22 protein-coding genes are annotated in these 21,051 nt (G+C 51.4%); 12 read left to right on the top strand and 10 right to left on the bottom strand.

Annotated features, from left to right (window positions below):
• Positions 1-140 precede the first annotated feature (140 nt).
• On the top strand, positions 141-1,118 hold the full coding sequence (corA, locus tag JK176_RS11605; protein ID WP_194268664.1) for a magnesium/cobalt transporter CorA: 978 nt from the start codon (positions 141-143) through the stop codon (positions 1,116-1,118).
• On the opposite strand, the gene JK176_RS11610 is transcribed toward corA, so the two are convergent.
• From JK176_RS11610 to alr, 5 genes are all read right to left on the bottom strand, one after another.
• Entirely contained in the window at positions 1,115-1,561 is a 447-nt protein-coding gene (locus JK176_RS11610; RefSeq protein WP_211576258.1) for a DUF934 domain-containing protein, read from the bottom strand. The genes corA and JK176_RS11610 overlap by 4 nt on opposite strands.
• Entirely contained in the window at positions 1,548-3,221 is a 1,674-nt protein-coding gene (locus JK176_RS11615; protein WP_211587986.1) for a nitrite/sulfite reductase, read from the bottom strand. The genes JK176_RS11610 and JK176_RS11615 overlap by 14 nt, the downstream gene beginning before the upstream one ends.
• A complete protein-coding gene (locus JK176_RS11620; protein ID WP_194262736.1) occupies positions 3,218-3,535 on the bottom strand; it encodes a DUF2849 domain-containing protein in 318 nt (105 codons plus the stop codon). The genes JK176_RS11615 and JK176_RS11620 overlap by 4 nt, the downstream gene beginning before the upstream one ends.
• A 208-nt stretch (positions 3,536-3,743) precedes the next feature.
• A complete protein-coding gene (locus tag JK176_RS11625) occupies positions 3,744-4,190 on the bottom strand; it encodes an Rrf2 family transcriptional regulator (RefSeq protein ID WP_194262735.1) in 447 nt (148 codons plus the stop codon).
• Between the two features lie 85 nt (positions 4,191-4,275).
• The gene (gene alr, locus JK176_RS11630; protein ID WP_211588015.1) at positions 4,276-5,424 is read right to left on the bottom strand and encodes an alanine racemase; all 1,149 of its coding nucleotides are present in this window, start codon (positions 5,422-5,424) and stop codon (positions 4,276-4,278) included.
• Between the two features lie 117 nt (positions 5,425-5,541).
• Here alr and JK176_RS11635 point away from each other — a divergent pair, with 117 nt between their 5' ends.
• Both JK176_RS11635 and JK176_RS11640 read left to right on the top strand, forming a co-directional pair.
• Positions 5,542-6,006, top strand: coding sequence for an Lrp/AsnC family transcriptional regulator (locus JK176_RS11635; protein ID WP_211587987.1), 465 nt, complete (start codon positions 5,542-5,544; stop codon positions 6,004-6,006).
• 87 nt (positions 6,007-6,093) lie between these two features.
• Positions 6,094-6,294 (top strand): bacterioferritin-associated ferredoxin, encoded by a 201-nt coding sequence (locus JK176_RS11640; protein WP_194268660.1) that lies wholly within the window; start codon positions 6,094-6,096, stop codon positions 6,292-6,294.
• A gap of 44 nt (positions 6,295-6,338) precedes the next feature.
• Here the strand turns inward: JK176_RS11640 and bfr are convergent, their stop codons facing one another.
• Positions 6,339-6,827 (bottom strand): bacterioferritin, encoded by a 489-nt coding sequence (gene bfr / locus JK176_RS11645; protein WP_194255803.1) that lies wholly within the window; start codon positions 6,825-6,827, stop codon positions 6,339-6,341.
• Positions 6,828-7,200: 373 nt separating this feature from the next.
• Between bfr and JK176_RS11650 the strand changes: the two genes are divergently transcribed.
• The 3 genes from JK176_RS11650 to JK176_RS11660 all read left to right on the top strand — a co-directional run bounded on the left by JK176_RS11650 (position 7,201) and on the right by JK176_RS11660 (position 10,729).
• Positions 7,201-8,718, top strand: a complete 1,518-nt coding sequence (locus JK176_RS11650; protein WP_211587988.1) for a hypothetical protein — start codon at positions 7,201-7,203, stop codon at positions 8,716-8,718.
• A 142-nt stretch (positions 8,719-8,860) separates the two neighbouring features.
• Positions 8,861-9,286 (top strand): hypothetical protein, encoded by a 426-nt coding sequence (locus JK176_RS11655; protein ID WP_207728994.1) that lies wholly within the window; start codon positions 8,861-8,863, stop codon positions 9,284-9,286.
• Positions 9,287-9,643: 357 nt separating this feature from the next.
• A complete protein-coding gene (locus JK176_RS11660; protein WP_211587989.1) occupies positions 9,644-10,729 on the top strand; it encodes a hypothetical protein in 1,086 nt (361 codons plus the stop codon).
• Positions 10,730-11,089: 360 nt separating this feature from the next.
• Here JK176_RS11660 and JK176_RS11665 read toward each other — a convergent pair whose 3' ends face one another.
• Positions 11,090-12,178: an alkene reductase gene (locus tag JK176_RS11665; protein ID WP_211587990.1), complete on the bottom strand. Its 1,089-nt coding sequence runs from the start codon at positions 12,176-12,178 to the stop codon at positions 11,090-11,092.
• A 118-nt stretch (positions 12,179-12,296) separates the two neighbouring features.
• Here JK176_RS11665 and JK176_RS11670 point away from each other — a divergent pair, with 118 nt between their 5' ends.
• The 6 genes from JK176_RS11670 to JK176_RS11695 all read left to right on the top strand — a co-directional run bounded on the left by JK176_RS11670 (position 12,297) and on the right by JK176_RS11695 (position 17,442).
• Positions 12,297-13,205: a LysR family transcriptional regulator gene (locus JK176_RS11670; RefSeq protein ID WP_211587991.1), complete on the top strand. Its 909-nt coding sequence runs from the start codon at positions 12,297-12,299 to the stop codon at positions 13,203-13,205.
• A 52-nt stretch (positions 13,206-13,257) separates the two neighbouring features.
• Entirely contained in the window at positions 13,258-14,865 is a 1,608-nt protein-coding gene (locus JK176_RS11675) for a Na+/H+ antiporter (RefSeq protein ID WP_211587992.1), read from the top strand.
• A gap of 144 nt (positions 14,866-15,009) precedes the next feature.
• Positions 15,010-15,627: a YceI family protein gene (locus JK176_RS11680; RefSeq protein WP_211587993.1), complete on the top strand. Its 618-nt coding sequence runs from the start codon at positions 15,010-15,012 to the stop codon at positions 15,625-15,627.
• Between the two features lie 4 nt (positions 15,628-15,631).
• A complete protein-coding gene (locus tag JK176_RS11685; protein ID WP_211587994.1) occupies positions 15,632-16,243 on the top strand; it encodes a cytochrome b in 612 nt (203 codons plus the stop codon).
• A gap of 4 nt (positions 16,244-16,247) precedes the next feature.
• A complete protein-coding gene (locus JK176_RS11690) occupies positions 16,248-16,835 on the top strand; it encodes a YceI family protein (protein ID WP_349291929.1) in 588 nt (195 codons plus the stop codon).
• 202 nt (positions 16,836-17,037) lie between these two features.
• Complete coding sequence (locus JK176_RS11695) at positions 17,038-17,442, top strand: DoxX family protein (protein WP_249194466.1); 405 nt, start codon at positions 17,038-17,040, stop codon at positions 17,440-17,442.
• 24 nt (positions 17,443-17,466) lie between these two features.
• Here the strand turns inward: JK176_RS11695 and JK176_RS11700 are convergent, their stop codons facing one another.
• The 3 genes from JK176_RS11700 to JK176_RS11710 form a co-directional block, all read right to left on the bottom strand.
• Positions 17,467-18,387, bottom strand: a complete 921-nt coding sequence (locus JK176_RS11700; protein WP_211576270.1) for a LysR family transcriptional regulator — start codon at positions 18,385-18,387, stop codon at positions 17,467-17,469.
• Positions 18,388-18,513: 126 nt separating this feature from the next.
• The gene (locus tag JK176_RS11705; RefSeq protein ID WP_194262722.1) at positions 18,514-18,978 is read right to left on the bottom strand and encodes a nuclear transport factor 2 family protein; all 465 of its coding nucleotides are present in this window, start codon (positions 18,976-18,978) and stop codon (positions 18,514-18,516) included.
• Positions 18,979-19,068: 90 nt separating this feature from the next.
• Positions 19,069-20,535, bottom strand: coding sequence for a catalase (locus JK176_RS11710; RefSeq protein WP_211587996.1), 1,467 nt, complete (start codon positions 20,533-20,535; stop codon positions 19,069-19,071).
• Between the last annotated feature and the right edge of the window lie 516 nt (positions 20,536-21,051).

Here is a 21,051-nt window from a genome sequence, read left to right on the forward strand (position 1 = left end):
AGCAGCCCCCGCCGTCCATCCGTCTCGCCGTTTTCAGGCCTCTCCCGCAACAATTCCCACCCCCTGCACCTTGCGAACCCGCCTCAGGCAGGACATGAGGGAGCCTCACAGCCTTTCCATTGCCCTCAAGGACCCGCCTGATGTTCCTCGTGCGCCCCGCAGGCGCTCCGGCCCGGGAAACCGGACCGGACGTCGATATCTCCAAAGCGGTCTGGCTCGACCTCATCAACCCGACTCTCGACGAGGTCGCCCGCGCAGAAAAGGCCCTCAACACCCATATTCCCCGCCGCAACGAGCTTGAGGAAATCGAAAGCTCCTCCCGCCATCACGAACAGGATGGCACCCTCTATCTTTCGACTCCCCTCGTCAGACGCGAGGAAAACACAGCCTTTTCCCTGCCCATCGGCTTCGTCCTGACAGACAACCACCTCATCACGGTCCGCTATACTGACTATTATGGCTTCGATATCGTTGGTCGCCGTCAGGCCGAACGTGATCCAGCCAAAGGCAGCCCTTCCGCCAATGAAATCCTCGTCGAAATCATTGAGGAAATCATCAACCGCCTCGCCGACATACTGGAAGGCCTGGGTCGGGACCTCGACGCCATCTCCAAACGCGTTTTCAGTACCGGCAGCCCCCGCGATCCCGCCAGAGCCGCTGAAATGCTGCGCGAAACCCTCCGTCGCCTCGGCCACAGCGGCGACCTCGCCTCCATGATCCGCGACAGCCTGCTCGGCCTCGATCGCGTCCTGATCTATATTGGCGACCGAACCGAGAAAGAACCGCAGGCCCTCAAAACCCGCATCAAGGTCGCCGGGCGGGACATCGCCTCCCTTAACGACTTCGACGCCCAGACCGTCAACAAAGTCCAGTTCCTCCTCGACGCCACGCTCGGCTTCATCAGCATCGAACAGAATGACGGAATGAAGGTCCTGACCGTCGTCAGCGCCATCGGCATCCTGCCAACCCTGATCGCAGGCATCTACGGCATGAACTTCCACGACATGCCTGAGCTGTCATGGAAATACGGCTATCCCTACAGCCTGATCCTGATGATCCTGTCGGTTCTCCTGCCGCTGTTCTGGTTCTGGAGGCGCGGCTGGTTTGGCGCCCGTTAAGACGCTTCCTCAACCCGCAGCCCCGGCCCGACCGGGCGCTCCGGCAGAACCGACCGCTGATACGCCACCGGAAACTGCCGAAGCTGCTTCTCCCACAGGTCGGGATCGCCATTGCCATTCTTCGGCAGAACGACACTGTCCACCCCACACCGACGCAGAAACGCCGCCTGATCCGGCAGAATATGCCCCTCCGCACGGATTTCTCCAGAAAACCGCAGATATTCCCGCAATTCCCGGGCCTGCGTGAACCCACGCCCATCCCTGAAGATCGGAAACCGCAGCACCACAAGATCCAGCCGGTTCAGATAAGGCCGCAGGAGCGCCGGATCGTCCGCACTCTCCAGCAGGACAGCCCGCGCATCATCCCGTTCCGCCAGTTCCGCAACCGTCACCAGCACATCATGAACCTGCGCGGTCCGCTCACCGAGTTCAAACAGCTTCATACGCCGCCTCCCTGAAAGGCTCATGCCCCAGACGCGTCAGAGTCTCAAGGAACGTCTCTCCACTCTCCCGAAGCCCGAGATAGCAGTCCACAAGCCGCGCGATCGCATCAACGGTCTCGTCTTCCGGAAGCGCTGCCCCCAGAATCGTCCCAAGCGCCGCACCATTCTCGGCCCGGCCACCAACCGTCAACTGGAAGAACTCTTCTCCGCGCTTGTCCACGCCCAGAAGTCCGATATGCCCGGCGTGATGATGCCCACAGGCATTGATGCAGCCCGAAATATTGATCCGCAACGCCCCGATTTCCGCCTGAAGCGCCGTATCCGCAAAACGCGCACCCAGCTTCTGCGCAATCGGAATAGACCGCGCATTCGCCAGCGCACAGTAATCCAGCCCCGGGCACGCCACGATATCGCCAATCAGCCCGATATTCGCTTCCGCAAGCCCGACTTCCGACAGTCCAAGCCACAGATCCCGCAACCGGTCCTTGCGGACATGCCCCAGAACCACATTCTGCAAATGCGTGATCCGGATTTCTCCAAACGAATACGCATCCGCCAGATCCGCCAGACGCCCGATCTGCGCCGATGTCGCATCCCCCGGAATTCCCCCCGCAGGCTTCAGCGAAATGGTCGCAATAATATGCCCCGGATCGCGGTGAACATGCGTATTGCTCCGCACCCAGCGCTCAAACAGCGGATCGTCCCTCCGCTGCTGCGTCAGTACGGCATCTGCATCGTCCGGCGCCTCAAGCAATGGCACGGCAAAACGCGCCCGGATCGCCGCAACTGCTTCGGGCGTCAGCCGATACCGGTCCAGCTCCATCTGGCCCAGCTCGGCTTCCACAGCCTCCCGATAGGCCTCAACCCCGATTGCCTGAACCAGAATCTTGATCCGCGCCTTGTAGATATTGTCCCGCCGTCCATGCGCATTATAGACGCGCAGAATCGCCTCAAGCGTCGCCAGAAGATGCTCTTCCCGCACACTGTCAAACAGCTCTTCGCCGATTACCGGCGTCCGCCCCAGTCCCCCGCCCACGAAAATCCGGAACACCGGAGCGCCATCCTCACCCGGACGGGCCAGAATCCCGATATCATGGAAACGCGCCGCCACCCGGTCATTCGGACTACCCGAAATCGCAATCTTGAACTTGCGCGGCAGGAACGTGAACTCAGGATGCAGCGTAGACCACTGCCGCAGCACTTCCGCATGAACCCGCGGATCCACCAGCTCATCCGCCGCAGCCCCAGCATACTCGTCCGACGTCACATTGCGGATGCAATTCCCGCTGGTCTGGATGGCATGCATGTCTACTTCAGCCAGTTCGCGCAGGATATCCGGCGTATCTTCGAGCCGGATCCAGTTAAACTGGATGTTCTGCCGCGTGGTGAAATGCCCATAGTCGCGGTCATAGCGCTGGGCGATCTCACCCAGCTTGCGCAACTGCCGACTGTCCAGAATGCCATAAGGAATGGCCACCCGCAGCATATAGGCGTGAAGCTGCAGATACAGCCCATTCATCAGCCGCAGAGGCTTAAATTCGTCCTCGCTCAGCGTCCCGTCCAGACGCCGCTTCACCTGCCCCTCAAACTCGGCAATCCGCGCCTGAAGAAAATCCCGGTCAATCCGGTCATACTGATAATGGCCGACAGGAACGCTCACTGTGCGGTCTCCACTGCAAATTCCGGATGCACGGTCGGGCCATGAGCCCGGATTTTTTCACGAACAGTCACGGGTTCAGGAGGCACAACAGGTAAAACCGCCGTATCATACACCCCGACAACCCCCTCACGCTGGGCCTCTTCCACCGCCCGGGAAAGCGCCGTCTCAGCCACATCCGCGTCCAAAAGAACCGCCTGCCCGATCCGAAGGTCCCATGTCCCGTCTTCCCGCCACCATACGGTACGACCGTCCAGCAGCCGGTTGGCCGTCAGAACCAGCTTCTGACCAAGTTCGAGTCTTACAGGACGTTTCATCAGCGCTCACCTTCCTGACGAATACGGACCCTACCCTGCGGCTGGCCCCGTCATGAATGCGTCCTCCTCCCCGCTTGCAAACGGCAAGCAAAGGAAACACCAAGGACATGGAACTCACCATACCAGATCAAAGATTGATCCCTTATGGTAAGATATTCCGTCCTCTAAAACCCATTTCGTAGTTTTTTCAAAATACTTTTTTATAATGTTATATTGAAAAGGAAATTGGTGCTCTGCTGGGCCGCTGCATGCCCGCTTCCTCCGCATTCTGAAGCAGGTGCTCCAGCGTGACGGACGCCATCTTTTCCGACACCTCCTGATCCATCTGCTGCCAGAACGGCTCGAGTACCTTGGCCCGCAGAAGGTTGATGCCCTCTTCGGGCATTTCCGGATCTTCCGTAACAGTCCGGACAATTTCATTCAGCGTGATGGTCCGCGGAGGCCTGCCAAGACGATACCCCCCTTTCGGCCCGCGTACACTTGCTAACAGACCGGCCCGAGAGAGGCCCTGCAACACAGGCTCGATCCCCCGACGCAGCATATCGCCACGGCGGGCAATATCCGCGCCACTCACCACCCCGGATCGACCCGCATGGAAAGCGACGTCCAACATAATGGATACAGCGGTCAAAGCTCTGTCACGACGGAGATACATGAGAATTCCGATTTGTTACGCCAGACCATGCCATCATGACATAATCCGATTTCAGTTCGTCTATCTTGTTTTCCATGCTGGAATGTCAATCGCCCTTTTGGAACGTTTCCCCATTTCCAACATATTCCCGATAAAAGCGGTGCCCCAAAGACGTCAGGACCTCATATCCGATTGTCCCCGCTGCCGCCGCCACGTCGTCCACACTGCGCCGGGGTCCAATCAGATCCACCATCATATCGGCTCGCAGCATGCCCTCTGGCACATCCGAAATGTCCACGATCAGGGAATCCATCGAAACACGCCCCAGAATTGGCAGACAGATGTCTTCAAACCACGCACACCCCTGCCCGGCGCCACGCCGTGAAAATCCATCGGCATACCCTACAGCCACAGTGGCAATTTTCCGTGGCCGCTCAGGGCGATATGTCATCCCGTAACCAACACCATCGCCTGGGAGAATTTTACGAATCTGCAAGACATGGGCCTGAAGCCTGACAACCTGATCCAACGGATTCGGACCAGCCAGATTCGGCGCAATTCCATAAAGTGCCGCTCCAGGACGAACGACATCCAGATGATAGTCCGGCCCCAGAAAAATTCCCGACGATGCCGACAGGCTCAACGGTGCAGACGGCAACCGTGCCGACATCTCCAGCAACTGCTGTTTCTGGACGCCATTGGCCGAATGATCGGGCGTATCCGCACAAGCCAGATGACTCATGACCAGACTGACACTCAGCCCCTCCATAAGCGCCCCGTCCTCATGTAACACGTCAAGATCGGCGCCAGAAAGCCCAAACCGGGACATGCCACTATCCACCTGAAGAGCAGCCTCCAACGGCCGCCCCGCCTTGACCGCTTCAGAGCGCCACACAGCAATCTGATCAAGGCTGTTCAGAACCGGCCTCAATCCATATTGCACACACTCTGCCGTTGCGTCCGGCCTCGGGCCGTGAAGCACCGTAATCCGGGCCTTTCGCGAAACCACGGAACGCAGCCTGATCCCCTCATCAACATGCGCGACGAAAAACTCTCGAGCCCCCGCCTGCTCAAGAACCGGCGCTACACGCTCGATACCCAGTCCGTAAGCATCGGCCTTCACGACAGCCGCACAGGCAGCATCCGCTGCAAGTTTCTGAAGATACCGATAATTCGAGGCGATCGCGCCCAGATCCACCGTCAGACGGGCTCCAGCACGAGAAGAAGGCCACAAAGGATCAGAACATGCACTCATCATGAGAAATGAGACTATCGCGTTGTGCGCTAGAATATCCTGCCCGATAATCATATAATTTTCCAATAAGCGAAAAATATATGATCGATTCTGCGAAAATAGACCGATAATTCCACCATGATCTTCGACCGCATCACCGAATCCATCCTGAGAATCCTTCAACATGACGGGCGCCTCAGCAACGCTGATCTGGCACAACGTGTAGGGCTTTCTCCGTCCGCCTGTCTGCGGCGCGTTCGCCTACTGGAGGAACGCGGCATCATCCGTGGCTATCGCGCGGTCATTGACGAACGCTCAGCTCACAAGCTGACCACCGTTATCGTACAAATCACGCTTGAACGCCTCACAGACGAAACGCTCCGTCGTTTTGAAACCCGCATCCGGGAATGTCCTGATGTTCGGGAATGTTATCTGATGACAGGTGAAGCCGATTACCTGCTCCATGTCGCAGCCCGAGATCTTGCTGACTACGAGCGCATCCATAAAGAAGAACTCTCACGCCTTCCGGGCGTCGTCCGCATCCAGAGCAATTTCGCAATCCGTCCTGTCGTTCAACGGTGGATCAGTCAGGACTCAGCGTAATTGCATGCACAAAAATGCATTTGCGAACCATTTGCATTTAAGGTAGGTTTCTTAAATCGGTTCCAGCGAACGAAGGCCTGCTTTTTCATGATCGTCTGCTCATGCAACGCGCTGTCCCATCAGGATATCGAAATCGCAATCCACAACGGAGCATCTCGCCCGGCAGAAATCTACTCAGCCCGAAAATGCACAGCAAAGTGCGGCAACTGCGTCCCCGGCATTGTCTGCCTACTCAGATCGGCAATGCAGAAAGCCCATTCCGAACAGACACATCTAAACGCCGCATAACAAACAACCCGGACAATGCCGGGTTGTTTTGAAAACGACCTCTGTTAGTCCTGATCGGGAGCCGCAGCAGAGTTTTTCTGAATATAACGCTCAATCCCGATCTGCTTGATCAGGTCGAACTGACGATCAATGAAATCCTCATGCTCTTCTTCATTGACGAGGATTTTCAGAAGCAGATCTCGTGACACATAATCACGGACACTCTCGCAGTAAGCGATACCTTCGCGCAGATCCTGAATCGCTTTTTCTTCCAGCTTCTGATCACATTCAAGAATTTCCTGAACTGTCTGCCCAATCAGGATAGAGTTCAGACGCTGCACATTCGGCAGCCCTCCGAGAAACAGAATACGCTCGATCAGCCAATCCGCATGACGCATCTCCTCAATGGATTCGTCATACTCTTTTTTTCCCAAATGGGTCACACCCCAATGCCTCAGTGTGCGGGCATGAAGAAAATACTGATTTATTGCCGTCAATTCATTCGTGAGCTGCGTATTAAGATGCTCAATCACAACAGGATCTTTAATAGCCACTTTTCAAACCTTCCATAAAAATGCAATTTTATCGAAGAAAACTTATAAAAGAAAATTATATCTCCCTAGCCACGCTTCAAAGTTTATATGATTTTTGCAAAAATTAGAGAAACCCAAAACACATTGGCAAAAGGCGCAATCCAAAGCTTCGCGGCCGCAAAATTGAAGAAGGTGTGAAAGATCAGGTGTAGACTTTATAGCGTATTACGGCGCTTCGAATCCGCAGGCAATTGAACACCTCGTGCACAAAGCTCGCCCGTTTGTTAATTAATACAGGTTAGTCATTTATATTTTTTAGAAAACTATGAAGCTATTGCTCAGAATTTAAAAAAGTTTTAGATTCAAGAAAAATTATTAGAAGAAAGACGATGAAATGAAGTTTTTTAATTTCACAAAGAAAAATAAAAAACACCAGAAAAAAGAAGATAATTTTAATTCTCTTGAATCAAAGAAAATAAATTTTAGCTGGCTGCACGATATTACTGAATCAGATTGTTCGATAGTCGTTTCTTCTCATAAAACCATCTTATGTGTTTCTCAGGATGGAAATATTTACCATGATGATCCCAACAAAAATATAAATCCTCTTCTTGTATATCAGGTAACGGACGGAGTTTGGTTTTTAAGAAAGAACAATTTATCAGAATGGGATGCTCTCATAACTGATGGAATAAAAGAAAATTTTAAATTTTCCTCAAAAGAAAAACCAATATTAGTTAATATAGGTGGAAGTTTAGAGGATGGAATATCTTTTAACTTATCCGGATTTAATTTAACAGCTGAACTGGAAGGAAAAATTAAGTTTAACACAACAAATCTTCTTTCTTGGGAAAATTTTGCTCTTCTTTCTTGGGATACCTTTAGTTGGCTTCAAGAGGCCAAGAACGAAACGTGGATTGAACAAAACACCGGAAAAGAGGTTTTTTTTAAAAACTTCAATAAAATTAATTCAGAAACATTTGTAGATTGTAATTTTGAAACATACAATATTAGCGGAAGACCGGGGCCATTATTATTAAGGGATTTACGAAAAAATAAAATATACATTCTAGACTCATTCAAAAGGAAGAGATCACTATTAAAACTAAATCCATTAGTATATTTTTGTGTATTTGGATCAGATGAATATTATAAATGCGCGGCACTATCGATAATTTCTCTACGAAAATTTGGATTATATTCTGGTAAAATATTTTTAATATCAGACCGATCTCAAGAAGATACTTTAAAATTTCTCCCACTTGATTTTCAGTTTAATATCGAAGTAAAGGAATGCTCAAATAAAAGCCCTATCTTCGAAAGATATAAAATATATCTTTATGATGTAGAGAAATATAATCCTATTTTTTACTTAGATACTGATATTATTGTTGGAGGTGATATTAATAAAATTATTAAAGATGCCCTATGTTCTGAAGATTTCTGTCTTTACAGAGAAGCAAATTGTTCCGTAAAAAAAATAGATGAAAGCGAATGGGATATTGGGACTAACTGGTTCGGTGGTTGGATGTTTGCAAGGAACAGTGAAATAGGTACCCTCCCATTCTGGAAAGCCACCTCTGGGATTATGATCTTTAGCGACCATGGCGAAACAAAGAAAATTTTTGATATGATATGTTCTGTAGGAAGACTCACACGTCAACACGAAATTGATCGCTTCGGCGATCAGCCCGTTATGAATTATGTGACCACACAGAATGAAAATGTCAATATATCGGTACTTGATAACAAATCATTAAATAGTGGGAATGTAGAGCATTTTCTATCTAATCCAGAAAGAATTTTAATGCATGTTTCTTTAGGTGTAGGTTACGGTAATAAGAAACTTCCCATAATGGAATCTCTTTTCGAGAAAATCGACCAAAACCATAAAACACATGGCAAAGAATAAAAATTCTTTCTATATTTTCCAAATTTTTTGAAAAAATTAGGCCCCGAGGGAACTTTAGGACGTTTTTTACATAGATATCAATGCCGCAATCTAACGATCTGCATGGCAACCAATATGAGCATTTATTTACGGAGGTTTAATAATGAGAAAAACCATTTTAACTTCACTCTTTTGCATGGTCGCGTTGTCTGCCTGTGAATCGCCGCAGCAAATTACCACTCAAAAAGACGACCATCTTGCTGCAGCAGGGTTTCTGATGAAACCCGCATCAACGCCTCAGCAGATTGCTATGCTCAAAAAACTCCCGTCACATCATTTTATACGCCGGATACACGGGAGCACAGTAACCTATGTCTACGCCGATCCGACAGTTTGTGGTTGTCTATATGTTGGAAACCAAGCCGCTTACGGTCGCTATTTAGCGTATCAACAACAACAGAATATCGCCAACGAACAACAAATGACTGCTGAAGACTACCAAGATGCCCAATGGAACTGGGGAGACTGGGGGCCCTGGGGGGAGAGCTTTGGCCCAGATTACGGTTTTGGCCCAGGCTGGGGCTGGTAAAAATCATCTAAAAATTTTAGCGCAATAAGCCATTATTTTTATAAAAACTTATTGCGCTAAAATATAAATACCCAATATATAATAATATTGTTAATTATGATAGTTTATTATATTGCAATACATAGGAATGATGAAGATCCATCTCATCTCGTGCAGAATTTCAAACCGTTTAAAACCGTATTCAGATAATAATTTTGATATCTAATTTTCAATAGAAAAACAACAAGTTAGTATAAGATTTTTCTCAATAAATTTACAAATAAATACAAAAAGACCTTGACAATAATTTATGGTTATATTTCATGAGCATCTCAAAATATATTCATAAATCAAATTTACTATATTTTAGGATTGATTATGTTAAAATTAGATAAAATAGTTATTGTATTTTTTTGTTTTAGCCTTGGTGGTTGCTACAGCATAGGATCACAAAGACTAGGAAAAGATCAAGACGAATATTCTGTGTCAATTATAGAATCAAATAAAAGACAAACTCTTCAAAATCTTATTAGACTTAGATATGCCGATACTCCAGGCCTTCTAGACACAACACAATTAATTTCAGGCTATCAATTCCAACAAAATGCCTTTCTCGGCGTCGCCTCAGACACTTTTCCTATTCGCCCCAACGGTGGCGTATCGACGCAATTACAACAGAACCCAACGTTTACTTTTCAACCCGTGACAGGCGATGCTTACGCACACAGTTTTTTGAGTCCTCTTTCTCCAGCCAGTTTGCTGCCCCTTGCGATGGGAGGGTTACCAATTGATATTTTATTGCAACTTTCAGCTCAATCAATTAATTCAATGAGCAATAATAGACCCTTCTCAAGAAGAAACGGAGATGTAGACAATAATACAATTTATAATACCGATGAATTCTTCGAATTAATACATGATTTAAGGTTACTTCAAGCATCAGGATTATTAGAGATTCAGCTTCAACAATTTCCTAAATTTAAAGGGAAACCCTCTGGAGCGAGTCATGTTTTTTTGAATATATATCCGACATCGAATCCAAATTTAGAAAAAATTACACAAACCACCAAAAAATTATTGAATTTCTCTCCTAACTATAAACGCATGGAAGTCGTTTATGGCTCTGGAACCCCAAATCCAGGCGAAATCAATATTTTATCTCGTAGTATGTTATCAATACTGGGTCAAGTTGCCTACCAAATAAATATTCCAGAAGATGAATTTTCAGCAGGCGGAACATCTATGGATTTAGATTATGAAGAAAAACCCCTCATAAAAATAAAATATGGTAGAAAAAAAATAGAAAATTCATTTGTTTCTATATACTATGATAAATATTACTACTGGATAGACCGGAAAGATTTTAAAAGCAAATTAGCATTTACAATTACGCAAATGCTTTTAGAATTATCAAAAACCACACAACCACCAGGAGCCATCGTGACCATACCGGTAAATAAGTAACTTTATAATATATTTTAATTATTGAGAAAATCCAACCAAACAATAATCGGAAATAATTTATAGTAATTTATTTTTATTATAACACAGCGTGGGTATGTTATAATTTTCAGGATAAAGACTAGTTTTGGATATCGTCAGTCAATTTACCTCCGGATCTCCATGATCGTGCTCTTACAAATATTTCGATGGTCTGCCTTAGTGTTAAATGAAGCGTATTTGTGTGCCGATCGTAGCTAAAGGATTATAGGGCCGTATCCAAAATCAAAGGGGTTTTCGATTCTCCTCTAAAAAATTGTTTCACAATGGAGGTCATGAACATTGAAGTCTGCCAAGGCAAAACATTAAAAATGACGTCCTTAATTACAATTTTTCTCTAAACGCCGGATAGTCCGTATAGCCATGACAGTCCCCACCATAAAAAGTTGAACGGTCATATCGATTTAATGGCCAGTGATTTCGCAGCCGCAAGACCAGATCCGGATTAGCGATGAAAGCGCGTCCGAATGCGATCAGGTCTGCGTCCTTGAATTCCAGAAGCCTTTCCGCGCTTTCGGTTGTGAAACCGCCTGCTGCGATGATGGTTCGAGAAAACAGAGGACGCAGGACAGACACGTCGACCGGATCGGGTTCTGCATCCGCGCCGATCCGTGGTTGAACGATGTGCAAGTAGGCGACGTCCATATTTTCCAGCATCGTCGCGACATAACTGAACGTGGCGTATCGGTCGCTGTCGGACATCGATCCGTAAGATCCGCTTGGTGTGAGTCGGACGCCGACGCGATCTCCGCCCCATACGTCTATGGCCGCCTGAGTAATTTCTCGAAGAAAGCGGGCGCGGTTTTCGATCGGGCCACCATAGGCGTCCGTGCGCTTGTTCGTACCGTCCTGCAGAAACTGATCGGGCAGATAGCCGTTGGCGCCGTGGATTTCCACGCCGTCGAATCCTGCCTGAAGGGCGCGTGCTGCGGCTTGACGGTAGGCGTCGATCAGGGGCGGGATTTCATCAAGTTCCAGAGCGCGGGGCATGTCATAGGGGACTGTGCCATTGAGCGTCCATGCCGTGCCGTCCGCTCTGATGGCGGATGGAGCAAGAGGCGCTACGCCGCCGGGTTGAAGACTGCGCGCGGACTGACGACCGACATGCCAGAGTTGCAGGAACATGCGTCCCCCTTTGGCGTGAACGGCATCCGTGATGCGTTTCCAGCCGGGGATCTGTGCGTCATCGTAAATTCCGGCGGCCCGTTCAAAGCCATATCCCGTCAGGGCAACCGGAGAGGCCTCAGAAATGAGCAGACCGCCCCGCGTTGCGCGCTGAGTATAGTATTCGAGCATCAGGTCGTTGGGCAGATTGCCGATGCTGGAACGCATTCTGGTCAGGGGCGCCATGACAATGCGGTGTTGAAGCCGCATAGAGCCTACGAATTTCGGGGAAAAGAGAAGATTGGTCATGGGAAACAATCCTGTGTGAAACGCGCCATCCGCGGCGTACTTCAGAGGATGGAGATTTCCGTATTGGATTGGCAGTCGTCATTTCAGTATAGATAGAATTCCATAGCGGAATAATAAAATGGATCGTCTTCAAGCCATGACCGTTTTCGTACGGGTCGTTGAAAGTGGCTCTTTTTCTGCGGCGGCGCGGCTGATGCATCTCGGGCAGCCTGCGGTCTCAAAGGCCGTTGCGCAGCTTGAGCGTCAGTTGGGCGTACAGCTTCTGCTTCGCTCTGCGCATGGTCTGACTCCGACAAATGCGGGACAGCGCTATTTCGAGCGCGTGGCTCGGATCGTGTCCGATGCGGAGGACGCCGATGCCGCGGCGCGTGACAGTACGCTCAGTTTGCAGGGCAGGCTCCGGGTTGCGGTTCCGACAACCTTTGGGCGGATTCAGATTGTGCCCCGACTTGGGGATTTTCTGAAGGAGCACCCCCGGCTGAAAATGGATATCGAACTTGATGACCGGCGTGTGGATCTGGTGGCGGAAGGCATTGATGTTGCCATTCGCGTAGGGCCTCTGAACGACAGCACGATGATTGCCAAACGTCTTGCGAGAGGGCGGCGTTCCGTTCTTGCAACGCCTCGGTATCTGGAACAGTCCCTGGCTCTGGAAACACCGGAAGACCTTGCTCTCCATCAGGCTGTCACCTATGCGCGGGATGATGGGGGGAGATATGTCTTCCACCAGCAGGGAAAAGACGTAAGTGCAACACTGAGCCCGCGTCTGAACCTGAGTGCGGCCGAAGGAATCCGGGCCGCCGTGCTTGCGGATCTGGGTCTGACCATTGCGGCGGACTGGATGTTCCTGCCGGAACTGGAATGCGGAACGGTGGTCCGCTGCCTGACGAACTGGTCTTTGCCGCCTGTTGATCTGTGGGTCGTCTATCCTTCTGGCAGGCTGACGAGTGCCAAGGCGCGGGCTTTTTCGGATTTCGTTGCCGGAGTGGTCGGAGAACTGGAAACAGTGTCGCGCTCGATGTGCTAGATCCGAAATCACATCCCTCTCTTCCCGAGCAGGCTCCAGCACTGGACGCAACATGTCTGATACGGCGCGTTACGAGTATTTTCTGTTTCTTCTGACTGTCATCCTGATTCTTGAACTGTTATCGCGGAAACTGAAGCTCCCTCCTGCGGCAGCATTCATTCTGGGCGGTACGGGACTCGCTCTTTCGCCCTGGTCACCTGAAGTCACGATCGACCCCGAACTGGTCATGGTTGTCTTTCTTCCCCCCCTGCTGATGAGCAGTGCATGGTTTACGGCCTGGCGGGAGTTCCGGAAAAATCTGTCCGGTATTCTGCTTCTGGCTGTTGGCACTACAACGTTCACGACCGCAGCCGTAGGTGTGGCGGCGCATTTCGTGGTTCCCGCCCTTCCATGGGCCGCGTGCTTCACGCTAGGCGCGATCGTTTCTCCGCCCGATGCCGTTGCAGCCGAAGCGGCTCTGGAGCGCCTGTCGTTACCCGGTCGGGTCACGTCACTGCTTCAGGGGGAGAGCCTGCTGAATGATGCGACTGGGCTGGTTCTGTTCCGCTTTGGGGTTGTCGCTGCTCTGACAGGAATTTTCCGTCCGCTTCAGGCCCTGACAACATTCTGTGTCGTCTCTGTTGGCGGGGTGCTGATTGGTCTTGTCGTCGGGTTTCTTGGGTTGTTTGTCATCCGTCGGTTGCGCGACAGTGACATGGTTATCATTACGACGGTCCTTCTGGCGGAAGTGTCCTATATCGGTGCGGACCATCTCCATGTTTCGGGTGTTCTGGCCACCGTCGCTACGGGACTGGTTCTGGGCTGGCATCAGCACAGGGATTTTGATGCGGAAACACGCCTGCAGTCTCATGCGTTCTGGAAAGTGCTCGTCTTTCTGTTGGAATCCGTTCTGTTCATTCTGATCGGGCTATCCCTTCGGGGTGTTCTGGGCCGTCTTCGAGGCACACCTGATATTCTGCACCATCTCGTCTATCCCGTCGGGATCGTACTGGTGGCGATGGTCCTGTCCCGGTTTGTGTGGCTTTTCGCGTCGGACGGAATTGTCAGTCTGTTGCGTCGGCGCTGGCCGGAACGGTTCGCGCGTCCCTCTGTGGCCATTTCAACGATTATGGGATGGGCGGCCATGCGAGGGGTCGTGACCCTGACGGCGGCCCTGTCACTTCCGGAAGGGTTTCCCGGACGTGATCTGGCGCTGGCCTGTGCCTTTGCCTCCATTCTGGTCACCGTTCTGGTTCAGGGGACGACACTGGCGCCTCTGATCGGGTTGCTCAGGATCAACGGGGCGTCAGAACTACGTGTTATCCAGTCAGATGAAAACCGAGCCTGGATTGCGGTTGCCGAGGCGCAGCTTCGTGCCATTGAAGAGGCGTCCCGTCTTCCGGACGGGAGCGAGCGCCATCCGCGTCTTCTGGAACAATATCGCTATCGCCTGCATGTGACACGTCAGTATGCAGAGGATACCGCGACGCATCGCCCTGAGGAAATTGCCCATTATGAAGCCGTTCTGAAGGCCATCGGAGCGGGCCGGGAGGAAATTCTGCGCCTGCATCATGCAGGGCAGATCCATGACCGGGTTCTGCGGGAAATGGAACAGGCCATGGATATGCAGGAAATCGAGGCAACTGGTCATTTGGGGGCTTCGGAGGAAGCGATTGCGTAAAAACAGGAAACAATGTGTTTCTGTTGTTTTTATTTATTGCCCGGTAATTCTCACTTAGTTTTCTGGTCAACAAGGATGCACGACAGGTTCTTTCAGGCCCTGTCTCTCCGTCCCTGCCTCTTCATTCTGACCAGAGAACCCGACATGAAATCCTCTTTCTTTCTGCTTTCCCTCACCGCCCTGACATTTGCATCCGTCATTCCGCATCCGGCAGGAGCTCAGGTCGTCACGGCCCCGGAACAGGTGCAGTCCGGCACCTATGACGTTGAGCCCAGCCATACTCAGGTTGGCTTTTCCGTTCTGCATTTTGGTTTCACGAACTATCAGGGCGTCTTTTCGGACGTTTCCGGCACACTGGACCTCAATGATAAAAACCCGGCCGCATCCCATCTTTCCGTGAGCATTCCGGTTGGATCGATTCAGACGACCAGCGCCAAGCTGACCGAAGAACTCAAGGGCGATCAGTGGTTCAATGCGGCGCAGTATCCGAACGCCACGTTTGAATCCACCTCCGTCCGCCGCACGGGCAAAGCCAATGCCATCGTCACCGGCAATCTGACGCTCCATGGTGTTACGAAGCCTGAGACGCTGAAGGTTCATTTCATCGGCGCAGGTGTGAACGCGCTCGACAAGAAATACACAGCCGGTTTTGAAGCCACAGGCACCATCAAGCGCAGCGATTTCGGCGTGAAGATGTATGTCCCGTATGTCAGCGATGCCGTGCAGCTGCGGATTGCTGGCGCTTTCGAAAAGCAGGGCTGAGTTCATGACAGCGCCCGCAAAGCAGAGCCGCGGGATCACGCGATATACGGGCGTGGCGATCCTCCTTCACTGGTTGATCGCTGCGGGAATCCTGACCCTGATTGTCATGGGGCTGGTCATGGATCATCTGTCCCTCGATCCAATGCGTGTTTTTCAGCTGTACCAGCTTCACAAGTCGATCGGTATTACGGTCATGGTCCTCATTGCGCTGCGGATTGTCTGGCGCCTGACGCACAGGCCGCCAGAGCTTCCCAGTGACATGAAGGGACTCGAGCGCATGGCGGCCCATCTGACACATGCTGCTCTGTACGGCGTGCAAATATTCATGCCGCTGAGCGGATGGGCCATGGTGTCAGTGTCCGCTCTGGGGATCCCAACCCTTCTATACGGCACCATCCTCTGGCCCGATCTGCCAGTGCTTTCGACGTTGCAGAACAAGGTCCCCGTCGAAGCCGCACTGAAAACCGTTCATCATTGGGGCGGCTGGTTTCTGCTGGCGTTGATTGTTCTGCACATCGCCGCTGCCCTGCGTCACCATTTCGTTTTGAACGATAACATTCTGCGACAGATGCTTCCTGCCATTGGCAGAAAATCTCTTCCCAGACACGGAGACTGACATCGTGGCTTTCCTTAAAAAAGCAGCCTTTTCAGCGTTCGCCATGAGCGTTCTGGCCGCAACACCTGTTCTCGCCGCAGACTGGACGATTGATCCGGCTCACAGCACGATCGGTTTTTCGGGAACACAGACCGGAAATGCCTTTACGGGACATTTCGGAAAATTCGACGGAACCATCTCTTTCGACCCGGCTCATCCCGAAGATGGACATGCGAAAATCACGATCGATGTTGCAAGCGCCACAACAGCGGACAAACAGCGTGATGGGGCCATGCCGGGCAGTGACTGGTTTAATGTGGCCAACTTCCCGACTGCGACATTTGAAGCCCGCAGCTTCCGGGCCAAAGGCGGCAATGCATACGAAGCTGTTGGGACGCTGACAATTCGTAGTGTCAGCCGGCCCGAAACCCTACCTTTCACACTCGACATCAGTGGCCAGACAGCTCACGCCAAAGGCCATCTTGATCTGATCCGCTCCACCTTCGGCATTGGTCAGGGCCCGTGGGCTACTGGGCAGTGGGTTGCGCTTGAAGTGGGTGTAAACATCGATGTTACCGCAAACCAGACGTCTGGGTCATCGCCGCATCAGTAACAGAATTCATTGCTGCGTCCTTCGGCTGACGGAATGGACGCGGCCTTTTCAATAAAAATATGGAAACATAATATTTATATCATTTCCATTTATTGGAAAATAAAGCGCCGGTAAAACAGACATCAACAGCCCCGAAGAGCAGTCCTGCAAGCTTCCGGCTGAATGTCAGATGCTTTCAAACACGAAAGACAAACCGATGAACATGTCCTTTCCACGCGATCAGGTTCTTCTCGCCTCACGCATCCTTCTGGCCCTTTTGTTCGTTTTGATGGGATGGAGCAAACTGACGGGCTTTGAAGGAACCGTAGGATATATGACCAGCACAGGTGCCCCGGTTCCAACAGTGTCCGCTATTATCGCCATCACGACCGAACTCGGTATCGGACTGGCTCTTGTCGCCGGTTTCCTAACGACGCCGCTTTCCATTCTTCTGGCTGTCTATACGATCGTCACCGCGTTCATCGGGCATCATTACTGGACGTTTGATGGTATGGTCCGTTACGATATGTGGATCCATTTTTACAAGAATTTCAGTATTGCAGGCGGCCTTCTCGCCCTTGCTGCTTCAGGGGCCGGTCGTTTCTCTGTGGACGCCTTGCGTCGATAAGTCCGCAATCTTTCTGGCCAAACCTCATGCGGTCGTGTTGGCCCAGGGCGGGTGTTCAAACGCCGAGACCAGATGGTCCATCAAGGCGTTGACCCGGAAAGGACGGAGCGTACTGCTGGATGTCACGAGATAAAGCGCAATGCTTGCGGCATCCCAGTCCGGCAGGATCTGTTCAAACCGACCATCCTGCATGCCATCCCAGACCATGAATTCGGGAAACAAACCAAACCCCAGATGCGCTTTCAGGGCCGGCAGAAAAGCCTCTGCATTATCTGCCCGAAAGCGCGAAGCCTGAGACAGCACATAGTCCTCACCGGTTTTTGTGGAGGTCAGGCGCAATGTACCGGGGGCGGACGTATTTGTATAAACGAAGCTTTTCTGCCCTTCGAGATCACGCGGATGCGTCGGACGTCCGATACGATCCAGATACTCCGGCGTTGCGACCAGAAGGAGGCGGACGCCACAAAGATGCCGGGCGCGCAGAGAAGAATCGGCCAGAGATGCAATCCTCAAAGCCAGATCGTAACCTTCAGCCACGAGATCAACGAGGGAATCACTAAAGTCCACGGTGATGTCGATATCCGGATATTTCTCCAAAAAGGCCGGAAGAGCGGGGGAAAGATGTCTGATTCCAAACGTCATGGGAGCAGCAACCCGAATCAGGCCTGAAGGACGATGAGTGCCTCCACGGGCTTCGCTTTCAGCAGCTTCTGCTTCAGCAAGAATCCGGTTCGCATGCCCCAGCAGCATACGACCTGTCTCCGTCACGGACATCTGTCGCGAATTCCGGCTGAACAACGCCACACCTAGAGACTGCTCCAGACGACTGACAGCTTTCGAAATCGTCGGTTTGGAAAGCTGAAGCTCTTCGGCTGCCCGTACGAAAGAACCGCGTTCAGCCACTTTGGCGAAAATGGCCCAGGCTTCGAAATCCGGTAACCTCATATCAACAATCCCTGACACCAGCAGTTCGCCACACGCTGCCGGTTTCTGAGCATGTCACGGAGGAAATCTCACAAAACCCACCTTGGAAATAATCGCAGGCTTTTTAGTCGACTGCAATGTGCCCTTTCAAAGCCTCAGATCCGAAAGACCCGGATGATCATCCGGCCGTCTTCCTTGTGGCCAATGAAACAGCCGAGCACCGGCTTCAATCGGCAAATCATTGATCGCGGCAAAACGCCGTTTCATCAGACCGTTTTCATCGAACTCCCAGTTTTCGTTGCCGTAAGACCGGAACCACTGTCCCTCGGCATTATGCCACTCATAGGCAAAGCGTACTGCTATCCTGTTCCCCCAAAACGCCCAGACTTCTTTGATAAGCCGATACTCATGCTCACATGCCCATTTGTGAGTCAGGAAAGAGACGATCTCTTCTCTCCCTTGTACGAATACCTCCCGATTGCGCCACTGACTGTCAGGACTATACGCAAGCGCGACTTTTTGCGGGTTACGACTATTCCACGCATCTTCGGCCAACCGTGTCTTAAGCGCGGCGGTCTCGGCATTGAAAGGCGGCAGTGGCGGACGAGACATAATAAATCTCCGGTTCCAAAAACTTGTGGAAAAACGGCTGCAGCTTCCACCGCCTCAGGCCATGCGTCGAGACCCCAACGTCAAACAGTCTTAATGTGCAGTCCGTTTGGAAAGCACACCGTCTTTCACCCGTGATCCGATGGTCGCATCGATTTTCGACCAGTATTCGAACACTCGCGACAGGACGGGTTCTTCAACGCCCTGCAACACATGGCCGACAATATTATTCACAAGTCGGTCGCGCGCCGCATCGTCCATAACGTGGTTAATCAGAGCATTGGCCTGACTGAAATCATTATCGTCCGGACGCAATGTATAAGCCGCACGCACGAAGTCGCCATCTGCCGCCCAGACCGCACTTTCCGGAAAGCGCTGCGCGTCGGCAACGGGACCACCCTTTGAGTTCGGAACATATACCGGATCGCGTGCCTCGCGCATCCGCATCGCCCCTCCCTTGATATAGCCGTGAACAGGACATTTCGGCGCGTTGACCGGGATCTGTTTGTAGTTCACGCCCAGCCGTGCCCGATGTGCATCCGCATAGGCGAACGAACGCCCCAGCAGCATCTTGTCAGGGGACAGTCCGGTTCCCGACACGAAATTATTCGGCTCGAACGCGAGTTGTTCGATCTGGGAGTGAAAATCCGTCGGATTGCGGTCTAATGTCAGTTTGCCGACCTCAATCAGGGGATATTCGCCCTGCGGCCAGACCTTGGTCAGATCGAACGGATTAATGTGATAGGTCTTGGCCTCTTCATACGGCATGATTTGCATCTTGAGCGTCCAGCTCGGATGCTCACCACGTTTGATCGCCGTATGAAGATCGCGCCGGTGATAATCGGCGTCAGTGCCTGCAAGCTGACCTGCCTGCTCCTGCGTCAGACACTTGATGCCCTGATCGGTTTTGAAGTGATATTTGACCCAGAAGCGCTCTCCGGTCGCATTCACCCACAAATAGGTATGACTGGAAAACCCGTCCATATGACGCCAGCTAGCCGGAATGCCGCGGTCACCCATCAGCCACGTTACCTGATGCGCGGTCTCTGGGCTCAGAGTCCAGAAATCCCACTGCATGTCGTTATCGCGCAAACCATTATCGACGCGGCGTTTCTGCGAGTGAATAAAGTGCTGAAACTTGAGGGGATCGCGCACGAAGAAGACCGGCGTGTTATTGCCGACCATATCGAAATTGCCATCTTCAGTATAAAATTTCAGAGCAAAACCGCGGGGATCGCGCCATGTGTCCGGACTTCCAGCTTCGCCGGCAACTGTTGAAAATCGCGCTACAACTTCAGTCACCACACCAAGCTGAAGAAATTTCGCCGAGGTATATCGGCTGACGTCTTGGGTAACTTCAAACCGGCCAAACGCGCCACTTCCCTTAGCATGCGGCTGGCGATCCGGGATCATCTCGCGATTAAACGCCGCCATCTGTTCAATCAGATAGTGGTCGTGCAACAGGATCGGACCATCCGCACCAACTGTCAGAGAATATTCGTCACTGGAGACAGCGATACCCGATTCAGTCGTATGAATTGTTTTCGTCTCATCCGTCATAACCATCTCCTTCGAACGCTTTCTGAATATGAACCGCAAACACCGACACAGCTCGTCAAATGCCATCTGAAAGATGACATCTGACCCAATATTCAGACACTACGCACAGCCATGCAAAGTGGTTCCAGCCATTAGAGACAAACACGCCTCTAACAATATCATGATTATCCGCGTTAATTGCTGCATAATCCCGATAAATACTCCGTATTCCAGGCAGACGCACAAAAGCCCCAGCCCGTTTCCGGGTTAGGGTTTATGATGCGTTCGTATTGCAAGTATCGTTGGTTGCGGGGGCAGGATTGCTTCTCAGCTTGCGGCAACCGCAAGTTGAGAGCAAAGCGGGATTAATAGGCTGTTTTAATGAGCTTTTTTCGGCACACGCATGACCTCTTACTGAAATAAATTCCCCCTACCCTCATAAAGCGTAAAGCTTATGCATCCAGAGCTATGTCCGCTTCCGCCTCATCTCAGTCGCACAGTTGCTCCGGTCGCTTTCCGCATAGCGGACGTGACTGA

The organism is Gluconobacter sp. Dm-73 (assembly GCF_018256215.1).
GTDB lineage: Bacteria > Pseudomonadota > Alphaproteobacteria > Acetobacterales > Acetobacteraceae > Gluconobacter > Gluconobacter cadivus.